Raw genomic sequence first — 16,206 nt, forward strand, 5'->3', positions numbered from 1 at the left:
TCATGTCGGAGCCGGTATCGTGAAGATTGTCGCAACGTCGCTCGCCGTCCTGTTGGCCGTGTTCGCCGCGGTCGGCTCCGGTCATGCCCAGGCACCCAAGGGCAAGAATGCGCCCGCCCCGGTTCCGGCGGCCGCTCCGCCCGCTCCTCAAGGCGATGGCTCGGGCAACAACACCGGCTGGGTTGCGCGCTGCACCAGCGCGAGCCGCGACGCGCCGCTCGAATGTGCCATGGAACAGACCGCGGTGCTCACCAAGACCGGCCAGCTCATCGTGCTGGTCAACATCCGCGTCCCCGGCGACACCCGCACACCGGTCGCGCTCGTCCAGCTGCCGCTCGGACTGAACCTGCCGGCCGGCGCCAAGCTGCAGGTCGACGACGGCAAGGCCGTCGATGTGCCGATCCAGACCTGCGAAGCGCGCGGCTGCTACATCAACGCGCCGATCGCCGCCGACGTCCTGGCCCAGCTGAAATCGGGCAAGCAACTCAAGGTCTCGTTCCAGAATCTCGGCAAGGAGACCATCAGCATCCCGATGCCGCTGGCCGACTTCGCGACGGTCTACGACAGGATCAAGTAGCGCGGCGCCTTACTGCCGCGCCATCTGCGCATTGCCGACGCCGTCGCCGTCGAGCTTCTGGTCGTCATGCATGACGACCGTCACCTGCAACAGCTTGCCGGTGAACTCGAACGGCGCCTCGTAGCGTGAGACCGGACTGCCGCGATCGCGCCCGATGTCGAGCCCGGACCATGAGATGAAATTGTGGAAGCCGAGCTGGGTCTGCATCGATCCGACCGGCTCGCCATCGATCGTCAACGTGTATTCGCTGACGCCGGTCCGCGCGCCCTTGGCCGGCGGCTCCTTGCGCAGCAGCCGCTCGACATGCACGCCGAGCCGGTGCGCACCCGCAGCCACCTTGCGGCTTGACGTCACCAGTTCGTGGCCGCCGCCGACATTCAGGTCGTGCACCAGAAAGCCGTCCTTGATGTAGAGGCTGTAGCCCGAGGTGGCATCGCCATGTGCGATCAGGACGCCCTCGGCGCCGCCGTCCCCGATCTCGACCTGCGCTTCGATGCTGTAGCTGCGGCTGCGCACGTCGGGCGCGACATCGGTCGGCACGTGCCCCATGCCGGCATGGAAGGTGAATTTCGTCCGCGCGCCGTGGAAGCGTGCCGCATTCTCGGCAAACCGCGGTCCAAAGCGATCATCGAGCGGCAGCACGTTGTGCGCCTCCGCCTCGCTCCACCACAGTTTGATCATCTGCTCGAGGCGCTCGGGCTCCGTGGCCGCGAGGTCGTCCACCTCGGAGAAGTCCCGATCGAGATGGAACAGCTCCCATTTGTCGTTCTCGAACGGCGTGCCTGACGGATGAAACGACACTGCTTTCCAGCCATCCTTCCAGAGCCCGCGATGGCCGAACATCTCGAAATACTGCGCCGACGTCTTCGACGGCGCCGACGCGTCATCGATGGACTTCGCAAAGCTCTCGCCCTCGAGCGGCATTTGCGGACAACCGCCGATCTCGGCCGGCGCGGAGACGCCAATCAGATCGAGCAGCGTCGGCGTCAGGTCGCAGGCATGGACGAACTGATGGCGCAGCTCGCCCTTGGCTTTGATGCGCTTCGGCCAGCTCATCACGAAGGGATCGCGAATGCCGCCGCCATGGGTGTTCTGCTTGTAGCGCCGCAACGGCGTGTTCGAGGCCATGGCCCAGCCGTGCGGAAAGTTCGAGTGCGTGTCCGGCCCGCCGATGTCGTCGATCCGCTGCAATTTGACAGGCACCGGCTCGGGCCGGAAATTATACGGCCCCATCGCGTTGACGAAGCCGAGCGGGCCGCCCTCCTGGCTGGCGCCATTGTCCGACATCACGACCACGAGCGTGTTGTCGCGGATGCCGGCCGTGTCGAGAAATCCGATCAGCCGCGCCAGATGCTGGTCGGCATGGTCGAGCATGCCGGCATAGGCCGCCTGCAACCGCGTGAACACGCGCCGCTCGTCGGCGGAATGCTCGTCCCACGCCTTTACGCCGTCGTTTCGCGCCGGCATCCTGGTGGCTGCCGGCACCAGTCCCATCGCCTTCTGCCGCGCCATCCGCTGCTCGCGCTCAACATCCCAGCCGTGGGCGAAGGTGGCGTCATAGCTCTTGATGATGTCGGCCGGCGCCTGATGCGGCGCATGACAGGCGCCGAGCGCAAGCCAGGTCAGCCATGGCAGGTCGGGACGGTCGGCCACATGATCGGCGATGAAGCGGATCGACTGGTCGACCAGATCCGACGTGAGATGGTAGCCGGTCCCGTAATTGCCGGGAGGATCAACATGCGTGTTGTCGGACACCAGCTCCGGTGCATACTGGTCGGTCTCCGCGTCGAGGAAGCCGTAGAAGCGATCGAAGCCGCGACCGAGCGGCCAGCCGTCGAACGGACCGGTGGCGCCGCTCTCGGTCAGCGGCGTCACATGCCATTTGCCGACCATGTAGTTGCGATAGCCGTGCTGCCGCAGCATCTCGGCGAGCGTCCCCGCCTCGCGCGCGATCTTGCCGCGATAGCCCGGATAGCCGGAATCGAAATTGGCGAGGCAGCCGACGCCGACCGAATGATGGTTGCGCCCGGTGAGCAGCGCCGCGCGCGTGGTCGAGCACATCGCGGTGGTGTGAAAGCCGCTGTAGCGCAGGCCCTCGGCAGCAAGCCGGTCGATGGTCGGCGTCCGGATCGGCGAGCCGTAGCAGCCGAGATCGGAGAACCCGACATCGTCGAACAGCACGACCAGGATGTTGGGCGCGCCGGCCGGCGGCCGACGCGCGTCGGGCCACCACGGCTTCGAGGTCGCGACCGTCTTGCCGATGCTGCCGCCGAACGGCGGCTTCCGATGCTCGCTCATGGCGCTCTCCCTGTCCTCGCCGACATCGGCGGTTGCCCCGCTGTTCGTCCCGGCGGATTGCCTCAAATCATAATCCGAATTATGATTATTGAAATCAGGAGATGCAAGCGCGAATGCCGCGGCTTTCGGAGCAGTTCGACCTTCCCGGCGTCACCCCCTCGCGCCAGAAGCGCAGCCGCGAGACGACGCTGGCGCTGCTTCAGGCGGGCGCCGAATTGTTACGGACGCGGAGCCTCGCGGAACTGTCAATCGAAGCCCTGTGCGGCAAGGTCGGCGCCACGGTCGGCGCCTTCTACAGCCGCTTCGAGAGCAAAGACGCCTATTTCAACGCGCTGATCGCGCTCGCCGCGCAGGACGGCGCGCGGCATCTGGCCCGGATGGACCGCCCCGCGAGCGATGTCGTGCTCGACGACCTCTGCCGCCGCGTCGTGTCAGGCGTGGTCGGCTGGATCCGCGCCCACGAGGGCGTGCTGCGCGCGGCGCTCCAGCACGATGACACCCGACCGGACAGGTGGACGACGTTCAAGAGCCTTGCGCGTGCGACCACCGAGCACGCCACCCCTCTCCTGTTGCGTGCGATGGGCAAGGGCCGCAAGGCGGCGAAGACCCGCGCCATCGCCTTCGGCTTCCAGGTCGTGCTCGGCACGCTCGTCAACGCGATCCTCAACGATCCCGGCCCGCTCTCGCTGCGCGACAAGGAGATCGAGACGCGGCTGGCCGATTGCCTGCTGCTACTGCTGAAGGCGGAGATGGCGTAGTCACGGCCTCGCGCGCCTCGACGTGCGCGCAGCGAACCTTCTCACTGACCAAAATACGTGTCCTCGACCGACCGCCACTCGGGGTTCGCGGAGACGACGGTCAGGGCGCGATCCAGTGGCCGCTTCAACTCGGAATTCATCGGCAGCGCAAACGCCATATAGGCGGGCGCCAGCACGCCGTGCGGAGGGTCAAGGCGATCCGCAAAGCGCGTTCTGACCAGATATTGCAGGGCGCCGATGCTGTTGACCACGGCATCCGCCTTGCCGGAGGCGACGGCTCCGAGCGCGTCCGGCAGATTGTCGAACTTCTGATAGGCCAGGCGCTGGTCATCGAGATATTCGGCGCCGGACGAACCTGACACCGCGACGAGCCGCTTGCCGGTCAGATCTCCGGTGCGATTGGCGATAATGCCTTCGACGCGGCTGACGGTGATCCGCGCGATCAAATTGGTCGTCAACAGCGATACCAGCACCAGGCTTCCAACCATCCAGAGCACGGCAAGCGCGCGGCCAAGATGGGTCTTCGGCGTCTTGTCGCCGTAGCCGACCGTCGTCATCGTCACCACCGCCCAGTACACGCCCTCGTGCCACGACGTCACCGATGATGCGGTTTCCGTCGAACCGTCCTTGCCGGCATGCGGCCGCTCGAACCACCACATCAGCACGCCGATGATCGCAAGCAAGATGAAGATGGCGCCGATCAGAATCCCGAGTTCGCCCGCGGCCGTGCCATAGTCATGGAACGCGGACGCGGCTCCGGTCCTTTTCGCGAACACGGCGGCCACGCCGGACCGATGCGTCGGATACGAGAAGTCGACCCGCGTCAGACGCTCGGACGTGATCGTGATGGCGCCGATCCCGACATCGTAGCGGTGCGCCTCCAGTCCCGACAGCAAGTCATCGAGCCGCGAGATCAGCGTGAGCTGATACGGCCAGTGACAATCCTCCGCGACGCGCCGCCAAAGCTCGACACTAGCACCATCGAACAGGCCGTCGCTGCCCTTTCCACCATATGGCTCGACATCGTAGATCGCGACGCGCAGCGGCATCGTCGTGCCGGACTCGGCGCCGACCCCAATGCTCACGGAGACGGTCAGCAACAGCCAGCAAAGGCCGGCCCGTATGGCAATGAAGCGACAGGCAATGCAGGGGATGAAAATGCAACGTCCGAAATTCATACGGCACGGTAGCGCCGTTCGATGACGGATATATCGCCCGTGCAGCGCAGCCGTCAGCCTCGGGACGATCGCGGCGCGCCGCTCAACCCCGATCGAAATGTCCTTCCGGATTGACGCGCTGCACGATCAGCGGATCGGCGACGGTGCGCGGAAATTGCGGCAACCGGCCGACCGGCACGCCAAGCATCGCCGCCAGCACCGGTACCGAGAACGCCGAGGTCGAGGCACGGAATCCGACGTCACCCGGGGTCGGCTGGTCGAAGAAAATCAGGAAGTGGATCTCGTCATTGTCCAACACCTCGATGTGATGTGGATAGGCGCGCGGGATGAAGTAGACGTCGCCCGGCGCCAGCTCCCAGCTATCGATCGAGCCGTCGGGATTCTGAACGGTCATCTTCGCGTGCCCGCTCTGCACGTAGCCCATCTCGGCCGTTTCGGGGTGCCAATGCGGCTCGCGCATGCCGTCGGCTGTGATGCGCAACGAGTACATCGAGATGTCCTTGAGCGCGGGCCAGAACTGGTCGCGCGCCAGTCGCGCCGAGCCGTAGCCGAGTTCGACCGGGGCCGACTGGCGCTCGACGTCGAATTTGTGCGGATTGCCGAGGTCGGCTGAGGCCGGGACGAGCGGCGGTCCTTCGCGACGGAGCAGATAGGCGCCATCGGTGGTTCGTGGAATCGCGGCGAAGATCGCGGCCGGCATACCGTACGCATTGCCAAGCACGGCATCGGTCATCGCGCCGAAGGCTCCCGCGAGCGAGAAATCTTCCGGCTGCTCATGACGGAACGCCAGGATGAACTCCGCCTCGCCGTCGCCAATGTTCTCGATCGCGTGCAGGGCTCCGCTCTCGACCAGGAACATCTGCCCGGCACCGACCTGGAATGCGGAGAAGGTGCTGCCATTGCCGAGGATCGAGACCAGTGCCCGGCCCGACACGCAATAGCCAAGCTCGGCGCAGTTCGCGTGCCAATGCGGCGCGCGGATCGATCCCGCCGCCAGCACGAGCCGCTTGATGGAGAGCCGATTGAGGATCGGTAGTTCCTTCGCGCTTACGCGCGTGACGCCGCCGAGCTCGGACTTGAACAACGTATGACCGTTGATCAACGACGTATAATGAATCCCGTCTGCCATCGCTCGCTCCTTCGGTTGCGGCGGCAGCGTAGGGCTACGGCCGCAACCAAGGAAGTCAATTGTCGACGAATGAAGGGTGACGGCGGCGAAGCTGGTCGCGAGCCTATCGCTCGCGCTTGTAGAGAAACGCGTTGTCCGGCTGCGGCATACCGATCGTCTTGTAGAACCCGATCGAGTCGGGCGCCGACAGCAGCAGGCACATCGCCTCGGGTCCGGCATGGCGCCGGGTTTCCGCGATCAGGCGCTTGCCGATGCCGTGTCCCTGATGCTGGCGATCGACCGCGAGATCGGACAGGTAACAGCAATAGGCGAAATCCGTCAGCGCGCGCGAGACGCCGACGAGCGTGCCCGCCTTCCGCGCCGTCACGATCAGGTTGGCATTGGCGATCATGCGCGCCATCCGGTCGGTATCCCCAGCGGACGCCGCTCGCCGAGGCCCGACTGGCGCAGCACCTCGATGAACTCGTCAACGCCGATCGATGCTTCGCGGGCATACAGAATTTCGTCCATCACCTTAAACCTCTGCCGCAAGACCCCCAGGTCACACGCGCGAAACCATGGTGGATTGCGCCGGGTGAATCCACCCTCGATGCGATGATGGCCACAGTTCGCCGGATTCGCGATTTTCGGGTCCGTGCCCGCCATCAACGCTTGCCAAGCCCCGGACCAAGCGGGTAGAAGGTCGCACTCGCGCGGACGCCGATTTGGCAGGCGGACCCGCTCTACCGAGATATCCAGACATCCAGCTAAGCTGTTGATTTCATGGAAAGATCTTGGGGAATGGTGTAACGGTAGCACAACAGACTCTGACTCTGTTTGTCTTGGTTCGAATCCAGGTTCCCCAGCCAAACGCTTAGATTCCCATGAGGGATCAGCGACTGATCCGCCGATCGCGGAGCCCCCTCGGCAAATTTCATACACCTTCGGAATGACGTCCTGCTTCGTGAACTGCGCACAGCGGGAGTGAAACGACGGAATGGGCGCCAACGAAAAAGCCGCCCGAAGGCGGCTTCATCGACCCGGTGTGGTGTGCGAATCAGGTGAATGGCGTAATCGCGCGCCGGCGGAACGCCATAAATCCGAGACCGGCAAAGCCCAGCAGCATCATTGCCCAGGTCGACGGCTCCGGTACGCTTGGCGCGAGGCCGATCGTAATGAAACCGTCGCCCAGCGTGTTGGCCAATTCAGGCAGGTTGACGAACAAGTAGCCCTCGAACGAGTTGTTCACGAAGCTGCCGCCGCCTCCCCCGAAACCACCATAGCTCGATGTTCCGCCGCCGCCGCTATACCCGCCTCCGGCGCCGGTGCCGGCGCCGGCACCACCGCCGCCGCCAAATCCACCTGCTCCACTTATGCTGTCGCGCGGAGCGCCGCCCGCAAGCACGGGCGAACCTGTCAGCCCCTTACCGCCGCCACCCCCGCCACTGGATCCGTTGCCGGTTGCTCCGTTCCCGAGGATGCCTCCACCGCCTCCAGAGCCTCCATTGGATGCGCCGCCGTAGCCACCCGTTCCGCCCGCTCCTCCCGCACTCCCTTGGCTGACAGAGGCTGCCGTTCCATCAGGTGTCAAACTGGCATTGGTCCCATTGCCATTATACCCCGCACCGCCTCCGCCGCCGCCGACCAGCAAGACTGTTCGTGAACTGTCGATCAGGACGAACGAGCCACCACCGCCGCCGCCGCTCGATAGCGCCGATGCGCCAGCCTGGCCCACGTAGAGATCGAGGACCTCACCTGCCGTGAGATAGTACTCAGCCGAAACCGAGGCACCGAAGCCACCGTGTACGGCACTGTTGGAGGTGCCTCCGCCGCTGCCGCCGACAGCGTTGATGAGATATTGGCCCGTTTGACCGACCGTGCACTGAACTCCCCCGCCGGTCGCCGAGAACGTTCCCCCACACACAGCCGCGGATGCATGATCTGCAAAGGCCATCGTCAACCCCAGTGCGATCATGGTCGACCGTGCAGTCATTTTGAATGCGAGTCTGAAAACCATTTAAGTGCCTTCCTGTTTCCAAAAAATTCCGAGTGCCGTGGCAACGACGTGGCTGACGGCAGCGCAGCGTAGCCCGGCACTATTCAGCGGCGATCTCAGCGGAGTTCAACACCGACGAAGCGTGTTGGGACTGGCAGGTAAAAAAATGAGACAGACCGGCAGTTCGCAGCCGGAGCACCAGACGGTGGGTGCAAGTCCGATCTCGGCTCCGGCGCGTCGCATTGATCGGCGGCCGTTGCTTCGGCTATGACATAGCCTTTCCAGTTCGCCCAAGGGGGCTGCCTTTGTCCGCAAAGCCCGTTCCGTGCATCGATTGCTTTGGGATGCATTTCCCTGAGACCGACGCCGGCAGTGTCGCCGCATACCGCAAGATGATGCGGCCAGTGTTCGACTTCGAGATTCCGAACCCCGCCGAACGAGCGCCGTTCTGGTCGGAGGCGGAGGTCTTCTGCCTGCCCGACGTCACGGTATCGCGCACCAAGAGCTCTGCCTGCCGCTTCACGCGCAGCCTCGCGACGATCGCGCAATCGGCCAACGACCAGATCCTGGTGGTTTGCTACACCAGCGGCCACTTCGTCCTCAAAACGACCGGCACGAGAAAGCGCGTCAACAAGGGCGAGCTGGCGTTCATCGACCTCTCGCAGGAGACGGTGATCGAAGCGCCTGCCGTCGAGAACATCAGCCTGGCGGTCTCCCGGCACAAGCTCGAAGCGCTGTGTCCGCTGCTCGAGATCGCCCATGGCTTGGTGCTCGCGCCTGGAGCGTTGACGCGCGTCCTGCTTGGTTTGATGGAGGACAGCATGGCGATCGGCCCGGCGATGAAGCAGGTCGAGGCACGTCCGATCGCGGATGCGATCATCCAGATGGTTGCCGCATGCCTGGAGACCTTGTCGCGAGACCACGTCAGTGCGAATGCCGGCGGCGGCGCCTCGCTCGTCGCCATGAAGGCCACGATCGAGCGACGCCTTGCCGAGCCGTCGCTCGGGCCGAAGACGCTCCTCGACGAGTTCGGCGTGACCCGCTCGACGCTCTATCGCGCATTCGAGCCGCTCGGCGGAGTGAGCGCCTACATCATGGAGCGGCGGCTGCGCTACGCATTCCGCCGCATGACCGATCCACTGATGCCGCGCCCACGGATCTCACAGCTCGCATTCGAGTTCGGATTCAGTCACCCTTCCGCGTTCACGCGGGCGTTCAAGACATATTTCGGCCTGTCGCCGAAGAACGTTCGCGCGCTCGCCGTCAAGCCGGAGCTGGATAATGTGCCGTTCATGGCCTCGCCTGAAGCCCAGCGCTATCTGCGTCCGATCAAAGCGACGATATGACGTCGGTGCCAGGTTGCGGCGCGTCCGCCGTTGTGACGGCGGCGCGCCGGACTGGTTGGTCGGACCCTGACGGGCTCAGTACAGCCCGCCCGTTCCCGACCGCATCACGGCGCGATCCGCGTCCGGCGAAATGCCGGCCTGGGTGCCGTCGATGACATCGGTGCCCGGGACCATGTTGTTGTCATAGACCGGCGGTGCCTGGCCCGGCTTGAAGGCTTCGAGCACCACGCCCCGGTTCTGGCCCGGCGCGGCACGCAGGCCGGTCTTGGCATCGACCAGCACCAGGCGGATGCCGACCGGCTGCTTGAACGGGGTCGCCGGCTTGTCGGCCAGCGCGAGCTTCAGGAAGTCGCGCGCGATCGGCGCCGCGGTCCGGCCGGCCTGCGCGGTGCGGCCGAGCGAACGCGGCTTGTCATAGCCGACATAGAGCCCGACCACGAGATCCGGCGAGAAGCCGACGAACCAGAGGTCCTTGGCCTCGTTCGAGGTGCCGGTCTTGCCGGCGAGCGGCTTGCCGACCTCCTTCAGCGCGGTGCCGGTGCCGGCCTGGATCACGCCTTCCATCAGCGAGGTGATCTGATAGGCCGTCATGGCGTCCAGCACCTGCTCGCGGTGGTCGATCAGTTGCGGCTCGGGCTGGTTCTTCCAGCCTTCCGGCGCATCGCAGCCGCGGCATTCGCGCTGGTCGTGCTTGAAGATGGTGTGGCCGTAGCGATCCTGGATGCGGTCGATCAGGGTCGGCTTCACGCGACGGCCGCCATTGGCGATCATCGAATAGGCCGTCGCCATCCGCATCACCGTGGTCTCGCCGGCGCCGAGCGCATAGGCGAGGTAGTTCGGCAGTTCGTCATAGACGCCGAAGCGCTTGGCGTACTCGCCGATCAGCGGCATGCCGATCTCCTGCGCGAGCCGCACCGTCACGGTGTTGAGCGACAGCCGCAGCGCGTTGCGCAGCGTGACCTGGCCCTGATATTTGCCGGTCGAGAAGTTCTCCGGACGCCAGATGTTGCCCTGCCCCTGGTCGATCTCGATCGGGCCGTCGATCATCACCGTCGATCCGGTGTAGCCGTTGTCGAGCGCCGACGAATAGACGATCGGCTTGAAGGTCGAACCGGGCTGCCGGTAGGCCTGCGTCGCGCGGTTGAACTGGCTCTGGTCGAACGAGAAGCCGCCGACCATCGCGAGCACGCGGCCGGTGTGCGGATCCATCGCCACCATCGCGCCCGACAGTTCTGGGACCTGGCGCAGCCGGTACTGGCCCTCGACGGGCTTGCCGTCCTTGGAGAACAGCGGATCGGCGTAGATCACGTCGCCGGGCTGCAACACCTGCGCCACCGCGGTCGGCGTCTTGCCCTTGTACGGGCCGGACGTTGCCCTCGCCCACCGCACGCCTTCCAGCGTGACGATGCCGGTTTCGCGCTGCTTGCTGATGGCGCCACCCAGTTCGCGGCCGGGCTGGAAGCCGATCCGCGCCGACTGGTCGTTGCTCTCCAGCACCACCGCCATTCGCCACGGCGAGATGTCGGAGAGCGACTTGACCTCGGCGAGCGGCACGCCCCAGTCGCCGGTCAGGCTGAGCTTCTGGATCGCGCCGCGATAGCCCTGCTGCTCGTCATAGTTCACGAGCCCCGCCACCATGGTCTTGCGCGCCATCACCTGGATCTTGGGATCGAGTGTGGTGCGGACCGACAGGCCGCCTTCGTAAAGCTTCTTCTCGCCATAGCGTTCGAAGATGTCGCGGCGGACCTCTTCGGAGAAATACTCGCCGGCGAAGGTATGCGCGCCGCTGCTGCGATTGGTGACGACCAGTGGATCCTTGCGCGCCTTGTCGGCGTCGGCGGCGGTGATCCAGCCGTTCTCCTGCAGGCGATCGATCACATAGTTGCGCCGCTCGACGGCGCGCGCATGGTTGCGCACCGGATGCAGGCTCGCCGGCATTTTCGGCAACGCCGCCAGATACGCCGCCTCTGCGACCGTCAGTTCGTTGACCGATTTGTCGAAATAGACCAGCGAGGCCGCCGCGATGCCGTACGCACCGAGTCCGAGATAGATTTCGTTGAGGTAGAGCTCGAGGATCTTGTCCTTGGAATAGGCCCGCTCGATTCGCATCGCCAGCAGGGCTTCCTTGATCTTGCGCGAGAACGACACCTCGTTGGTCAGCAGGAAGTTCTTGGCGACCTGCTGGGTGATGGTGGAGGCGCCCTGCGGGCGGCGGTTGGAACCGAAGTTCTGGATGTAGGCGACGCCGGCGCGCGCCATGCCGGTGTAGTCGACGCCGCCATGCTCGTAGAAATTCTTGTCCTCGGCCGCCAGGAAGGCGTTGATCACGAGCTTCGGCACCGCCTGGATCGGCAGGTACAGCCGGCGCTCCTTGGCATATTCGCCGAGCAACGAGCCGTCGGCCGCGTGCACGCGCGTCATCACCGGCGGCTCGTAGTTCTGGAGCTGCGAATAGTCGGGCAGGTCCTTGGAAAAATGCCAGAACAACCCCGCCACCGCGGCCAGACCGGCCAGGAACATGATGGTTCCCGCGGTGAACAGGAACCCGAAGAACCGCAACAGAAATTTCATTCGACCAGATTTCCGTGGCGAATACGCCGCTCATTCTGAGCCAGCTGCCTGCCACTTAGGCGGTCCGGTATATCGGTCGCTCCCCGGACCTGCAATTCGACGCAGGAGAATTTAAGCAAGCCAAACGTCAAACTTATGCCATAGAGCCGGGCTTCGCCGCACGACCAAATCAGCGCGATGCGACGAGGGCGATACATCCATCCCCTCGGGAACCCAGCTTCTCGATTCGCGCATCTGTCGGATCGTCTGCCTGACTCCAATCGCCGCATTTGCGCAGCGGCTGAGTTGCGAAACAAAAGCGCGGCTTCGAATCTCGGTCTCACTACCCGGCTGCCGCTATGAGCGGCGCTGCGGCAGAAAGCGGTGGACAGCCGCTAGCGCCACGCCACGCTAATGGTTTGTTAACTATAACTACTGCAGGTTGTTGGCATACGCTGACTCGCGACGGGCTGAATACCATGGCACTGCGCGGATTTAGACGGCCTTTTACGGCCGACCAGAATGTTCTCGGCTTCCCAAGACCGCCGACATCGGCGGCGGGCGCCGAGGCCTTGGACCTCGTCTATCAGGCGGCGGACATGTTCCGTCTCATCGAGGACAGGGCCCGCGCCAGCGAGGCGCGCGCCGAGGCCGCCGAACAGGCCCAGCTCGAGATCATCGCCGTCACCGAGCGCAAGCTGAGGGACGCGTCCCGGGCGCTCGAAGAGGCCCGACGGCGGATCGAATCGCAGCAGGAGCAACTCGATGCGATCGAATACCGGGCCCAGGCCGCCGAAGCCGAGGCGCGGGAGGCCAAGCAGTCGCTCGCCCTGGTCGAGGACGCGATCCGCCGCCGCCTGCTGCTGACGAGCGGGCAGGATGGTGACGGCAGGTCGACCGCCATCGCCTGACGCGAGAATGACCTGACAGGCACAGCCGCACCGCGGCGGCCTCTTTGATCGCGCCGTACAGTCCTGCGACGTCCCCCACCACAATCAGTAGCCGGCGGCGAGCCCCGAATTGCGGCGCGGGTCGTTCGCGCCATAGAAGCGGTTGCCGCCGACCGGCTTGCCGCCCAGCGACGGTGCGCCGATGATGATCACGGCGAGATGGTTGGCCGGCTGCGGCGGTCCGAAGGTGTGGCCCATGCCCTCGAGGATCTTCCGTGTGTCCGGCGACAACGCAAAATCCTCGACATTGGTCGCTTCCGGCAGCCATTGCTGATGGAACCGCGGCATGTCGACGGCCTCCTGCGCATTCATGCCGTAGTCGATGGCATTGATCATCGTCAGCAGCACGGCCGTGATGATCCGGCTGCCGCCCGGCGTGCCCAGCACCATGACCGGCTTGCCGTCCTTCGAGACGATCGTCGGGCTCATCGAGGACAGCGGCCGCTTGCCGGGACCGATCGAATTGGCTTCACCTTGCACCAGGCCGTACAGGTTCGGCACGCCGACCTTGGCGGTGAAGTCGTCCATCTCGTCGTTCAGCAGCACGCCGGTCTTGGCCGCCGTCACCTTGGCACCGAACCAGTCGTTCAGCGTGTAAGTCACCGACACCGCGTTGCCGTCCTTGTCGGCGATCGAATAATGCGTGGTGTTGCTGCCTTCATGCGGTGGAACGCCGGGCTTGATCTCCTTGGACACGCCGGCCCTGGCAGGGTCGATCACGGCACGGATCTTCGCGGCGTAGTTCTTGTCGAGCAGCCGCTCGAGCGGGTTCTTCACGAAGTCGGGATCGCCGAGATAACTGTTGCGGTCCACATAGGCGTGGCGCATCGCCTCGATCTGGTAATGCACCGCCTGCGCGGAATGATAGCCGAGCTCCCTGAGCGGATAACCTTCGAGGATGTTGAGCATCTCGCAGATCACCACACCGCCCGAGCTCGGCGGCGGCGCCGAGACCACGTGATAGCCGCGGTAGTCGCATTCGACCGGCGCCAGCTCGCGGACCTTGTAATTGTCGAGGTCCTCCTGCGTGAGCAGGCCCTTGCCGGCCTGGCTCGAGGCGACGATCGCCGCCCCCACCCAGCCCTTGTAGAAGCCGTCGGTGCCGCGCTTGCTGATCTCGCGCAGGGTTTCGGCCAGATCGTGCTGCACCAGCCGGTCGCCGACCACGAACGGCTTGCCGTTGTTGAGGAAGATCGCGGCTGACGCCGGATCCTCGCGGAGATCGTCGATCGACGAGTCCAGCATCTGGACGTCGCCGCGATCGAGCACGAAGCCGTCCTCCGCGAGTTGCAGCGCCGGCGCGATCACGTCCGCGCGCTTCATCGTGCCGTATTTCTCGCGCGCATATTCCATGCCAGCCACCGAGCCCGGCACGCCGACGGCAAGGTGCCCCTTGGTCGAGAGTCCCTTGATGACGTTGCCGTCCTTATCGAGATACATGTTGGCGGTGGCGCCCTTCGGCGCGGTTTCGCGGAAATCCAGGAAGGTCTTGCGGCCGTCGGCGAGCTCGATCGTCATGAATCCGCCGCCGCCGAGATTGCCGGCCGCCGGATGGGCCACGGCGAGCGCATATCCCACCGCGACCGCCGCATCGACCGCGTTGCCGCCGCGCTTCAGCACCTCCACGCCGACCTGCGTTGCCAGATGCTGCGCGGACACCACCATGCCGTTCTCGGCCGCGACGGGTGCAACCGACGCCGCCTGACCGGGCGCCGCCCCCGTCACGGCGAACGAGAGGATCGCAGCGGCCATCCATCGCGCGCGCATCGTTGAATTTTGCATGGAAGACTCCCAGGAAACACCGGCTTGTCGCGGCCTGCAACGCGATCTCCGCGCGCAAACCTAGCAGGCCGCACGCGGACGCACTATAGGCTCGCGCCGCGCTCTCCGCTCGCCCGCAGCCGGCTGCGGCGTCTGCCATAGGTGGCATAGATCACGAGCCCGATCAGGAGCCACACCGCAAGCCTGATCCAGGTGTCGAGCGGCAGGCCGAACATCAGGAACAGCGATGTTCCGGCAGCCGCAGGCGCCACCAGCCAGATCGCAGGCGCCCTGAACGGGCGCGGCAATTCCGGATCGCGCAGGCGCAGCACCAGTGTGCCGATCGAGACCACGGTGAACGCGAACAGCGTGCCGATCGACACGAGCTCGCCGACCAGCCCGATCGGCAGCAGGCCTGCCAGGATGGCGGCGACGACACCGGAGCAGATCGTCGAGACATAGGGGGTCTGGAAGCGCGGATGGATCCGCGCGGCAAAGCCGGGCAGCAGCCCGTCATGCGCCATGGCGCGAAAGACCCGCGGCTGCGCCAGCAGCATGATCAGGATCACCGATGTCAGCCCGAACAGGATGCCGAGCTTGATGAAGGGACCGAGCCAGCCGATGCCGATCGCATCGATGCCGACCGCGATCGGATCGGGCACGCCGAGCTTGTCATAAGGCACGATCCCGGTCAGCACGAAGCCGACCGCAACATAGAGCGCGGCGCAGATCACCAGCGAACCGAGAATGCCGATCGGCATGTCGCGCTCCGGCCGCTTGGCTTCCTGCGCGGCGGTCGAGACCGCGTCGAAACCGATATAGGCGAAGAACACCACCGCCGCGCCGCGGATCACGCCGGACCAGCCGAACACGCCGGGACCTGCGTTCGGCGGGATCAGCGCGCCCTCCGGATTGCTCGCCGTCACCCAGTTCGCCAGCGTCACCGAGGACGCCGCGGCGGCGAGGAACAGCGCGATGACGACGAGCTTGACCACGACGACGAAGCCGGTGAAGCGCGCGGACTCGCGGATGCCGATCACGAGCAGTGTGGTGACGAACGCAATGATCACCATCGCCGGGATGTTGACGACCGCGCCGGTCGACGACCACGCACCGGTGTTGACGTCATAGGCGAACGGCGCCGAGGTGAATTGCTGCGGCAGGGTGATGCCGAAATCGCGCATGAAGCTGACGAAATAGCCGGACCATCCGACCGAGACCGCGATCGCGCCGACCGCATATTCGAGGATCAGGTCCCAGCCGATGATCCAGGCGATCAATTCGCCGAGCGTCGCGTAAGCATAGGTGTAGGCGCTGCCGCTGATCGGCACGGTCGACGCCATCTCGGCGTAGCACAGGCCGGCGAAGGCGCAGGCGATCGCGCCAAGCATGAAGGAGAGCGTGACGGCGGGACCGGCATTCGCGGCGGCCGCGTGTCCCGTCAGCACGAAGATGCCGGCGCCGATGATGCCGCCGATGCCGAGGGTGACGAGTTGCAGCGCGGACAGCGAGCGTCTGAAGACCGGCGCCTCGGCGTCGCCGTCCGCGCGCGCCGCCTCGCGCAACAGTTCGGACGTCGGCTTTCGATCCCAGAAACCGGCCAGGGTGTCCGTCACGCCGTCTGCCTCCGCCGCCGGGTCCGGTGGGACCCGATCCGATCGGCAGACTATAGCGCGCCTGGCGG

Annotated in this window: 13 protein-coding genes and 1 tRNA gene; 5 read left to right on the forward strand and 9 right to left on the reverse strand. The window is 65.3% G+C overall.

What is annotated here, in order from left to right; translation table 11 throughout:
* Nucleotides 1-19: 19 nt before the first annotated feature.
* Complete coding sequence (locus CWS35_RS28035; RefSeq protein WP_024582204.1) at nucleotides 20-577, forward strand: invasion associated locus B family protein; 558 nt, start codon at nucleotides 20-22, stop codon at nucleotides 575-577.
* Between the two features lie 9 nt (nucleotides 578-586).
* Here CWS35_RS28035 and CWS35_RS28040 read toward each other — a convergent pair whose 3' ends face one another.
* Complete coding sequence (locus CWS35_RS28040) at nucleotides 587-2,875, reverse strand: arylsulfatase (protein WP_100956725.1); 2,289 nt, start codon at nucleotides 2,873-2,875, stop codon at nucleotides 587-589.
* A 113-nt stretch (nucleotides 2,876-2,988) separates the two neighbouring features.
* On the opposite strand from CWS35_RS28040, the gene CWS35_RS28045 reads away from it, so the two are divergent.
* Nucleotides 2,989-3,633: a TetR/AcrR family transcriptional regulator gene (locus tag CWS35_RS28045; protein ID WP_245438704.1), complete on the forward strand. Its 645-nt coding sequence runs from the start codon at nucleotides 2,989-2,991 to the stop codon at nucleotides 3,631-3,633.
* A 41-nt stretch (nucleotides 3,634-3,674) separates the two neighbouring features.
* Here the strand turns inward: CWS35_RS28045 and CWS35_RS28050 are convergent, their stop codons facing one another.
* The 4 genes from CWS35_RS28050 to CWS35_RS40720 form a co-directional block, all read right to left on the reverse strand.
* On the reverse strand, nucleotides 3,675-4,718 hold the full coding sequence (locus CWS35_RS28050) for a transporter substrate-binding domain-containing protein (protein ID WP_157817244.1): 1,044 nt from the start codon (nucleotides 4,716-4,718) through the stop codon (nucleotides 3,675-3,677).
* Between the two features lie 175 nt (nucleotides 4,719-4,893).
* Nucleotides 4,894-5,940 carry a cupin domain-containing protein gene (locus CWS35_RS28055; RefSeq protein ID WP_100954925.1) on the reverse strand — a complete coding sequence of 349 codons (1,047 nt, stop codon included), beginning with the start codon at nucleotides 5,938-5,940 and terminating at the stop codon, nucleotides 4,894-4,896.
* A 103-nt stretch (nucleotides 5,941-6,043) separates the two neighbouring features.
* A complete protein-coding gene (locus CWS35_RS28060) occupies nucleotides 6,044-6,340 on the reverse strand; it encodes a GNAT family N-acetyltransferase (RefSeq protein ID WP_371682805.1) in 297 nt (98 codons plus the stop codon).
* Nucleotides 6,328-6,585 carry a hypothetical protein gene (locus CWS35_RS40720; protein WP_371682806.1) on the reverse strand — a complete coding sequence of 86 codons (258 nt, stop codon included), beginning with the start codon at nucleotides 6,583-6,585 and terminating at the stop codon, nucleotides 6,328-6,330. Before CWS35_RS40720 ends, CWS35_RS28060 begins: the two co-directional genes overlap by 13 nt.
* Before the next feature lie 129 nt (nucleotides 6,586-6,714).
* Between CWS35_RS40720 and CWS35_RS28065 the strand changes: the two genes are divergently transcribed.
* Nucleotides 6,715-6,788, forward strand: a tRNA-Gln gene (locus tag CWS35_RS28065).
* 188 nt (nucleotides 6,789-6,976) lie between these two features.
* Here the strand turns inward: CWS35_RS28065 and CWS35_RS40525 are convergent.
* Complete coding sequence (locus CWS35_RS40525) at nucleotides 6,977-7,936, reverse strand: PEP-CTERM sorting domain-containing protein (protein ID WP_157817245.1); 960 nt, start codon at nucleotides 7,934-7,936, stop codon at nucleotides 6,977-6,979.
* Nucleotides 7,937-8,259: 323 nt separating this feature from the next.
* Here CWS35_RS40525 and CWS35_RS28075 point away from each other — a divergent pair, with 323 nt between their 5' ends.
* On the forward strand, nucleotides 8,260-9,261 hold the full coding sequence (locus tag CWS35_RS28075) for a helix-turn-helix domain-containing protein (protein WP_100954927.1): 1,002 nt from the start codon (nucleotides 8,260-8,262) through the stop codon (nucleotides 9,259-9,261).
* A 75-nt stretch (nucleotides 9,262-9,336) separates the two neighbouring features.
* On the opposite strand, the gene CWS35_RS28080 is transcribed toward CWS35_RS28075, so the two are convergent.
* On the reverse strand, nucleotides 9,337-11,832 hold the full coding sequence (locus CWS35_RS28080; RefSeq protein WP_024582212.1) for a penicillin-binding protein 1A: 2,496 nt from the start codon (nucleotides 11,830-11,832) through the stop codon (nucleotides 9,337-9,339).
* A 458-nt stretch (nucleotides 11,833-12,290) separates the two neighbouring features.
* Between CWS35_RS28080 and CWS35_RS28085 the strand changes: the two genes are divergently transcribed.
* Nucleotides 12,291-12,722, forward strand: coding sequence for a hypothetical protein (locus tag CWS35_RS28085; protein WP_245438706.1), 432 nt, complete (start codon nucleotides 12,291-12,293; stop codon nucleotides 12,720-12,722).
* 84 nt (nucleotides 12,723-12,806) lie between these two features.
* Here the strand turns inward: CWS35_RS28085 and ggt are convergent, their stop codons facing one another.
* Both ggt and CWS35_RS28095 read right to left on the reverse strand, forming a co-directional pair.
* On the reverse strand, nucleotides 12,807-14,543 hold the full coding sequence (gene ggt, locus CWS35_RS28090; RefSeq protein ID WP_168226384.1) for a gamma-glutamyltransferase: 1,737 nt from the start codon (nucleotides 14,541-14,543) through the stop codon (nucleotides 12,807-12,809).
* An 83-nt stretch (nucleotides 14,544-14,626) separates the two neighbouring features.
* The gene (locus tag CWS35_RS28095) at nucleotides 14,627-16,126 is read right to left on the reverse strand and encodes an amino acid permease (RefSeq protein ID WP_024582215.1); all 1,500 of its coding nucleotides are present in this window, start codon (nucleotides 16,124-16,126) and stop codon (nucleotides 14,627-14,629) included.
* Nucleotides 16,127-16,206: the final 80 nt, after the last annotated feature.

This window comes from Bradyrhizobium sp. SK17 (assembly GCF_002831585.1).
Lineage (GTDB): Bacteria > Pseudomonadota > Alphaproteobacteria > Rhizobiales > Xanthobacteraceae > Bradyrhizobium.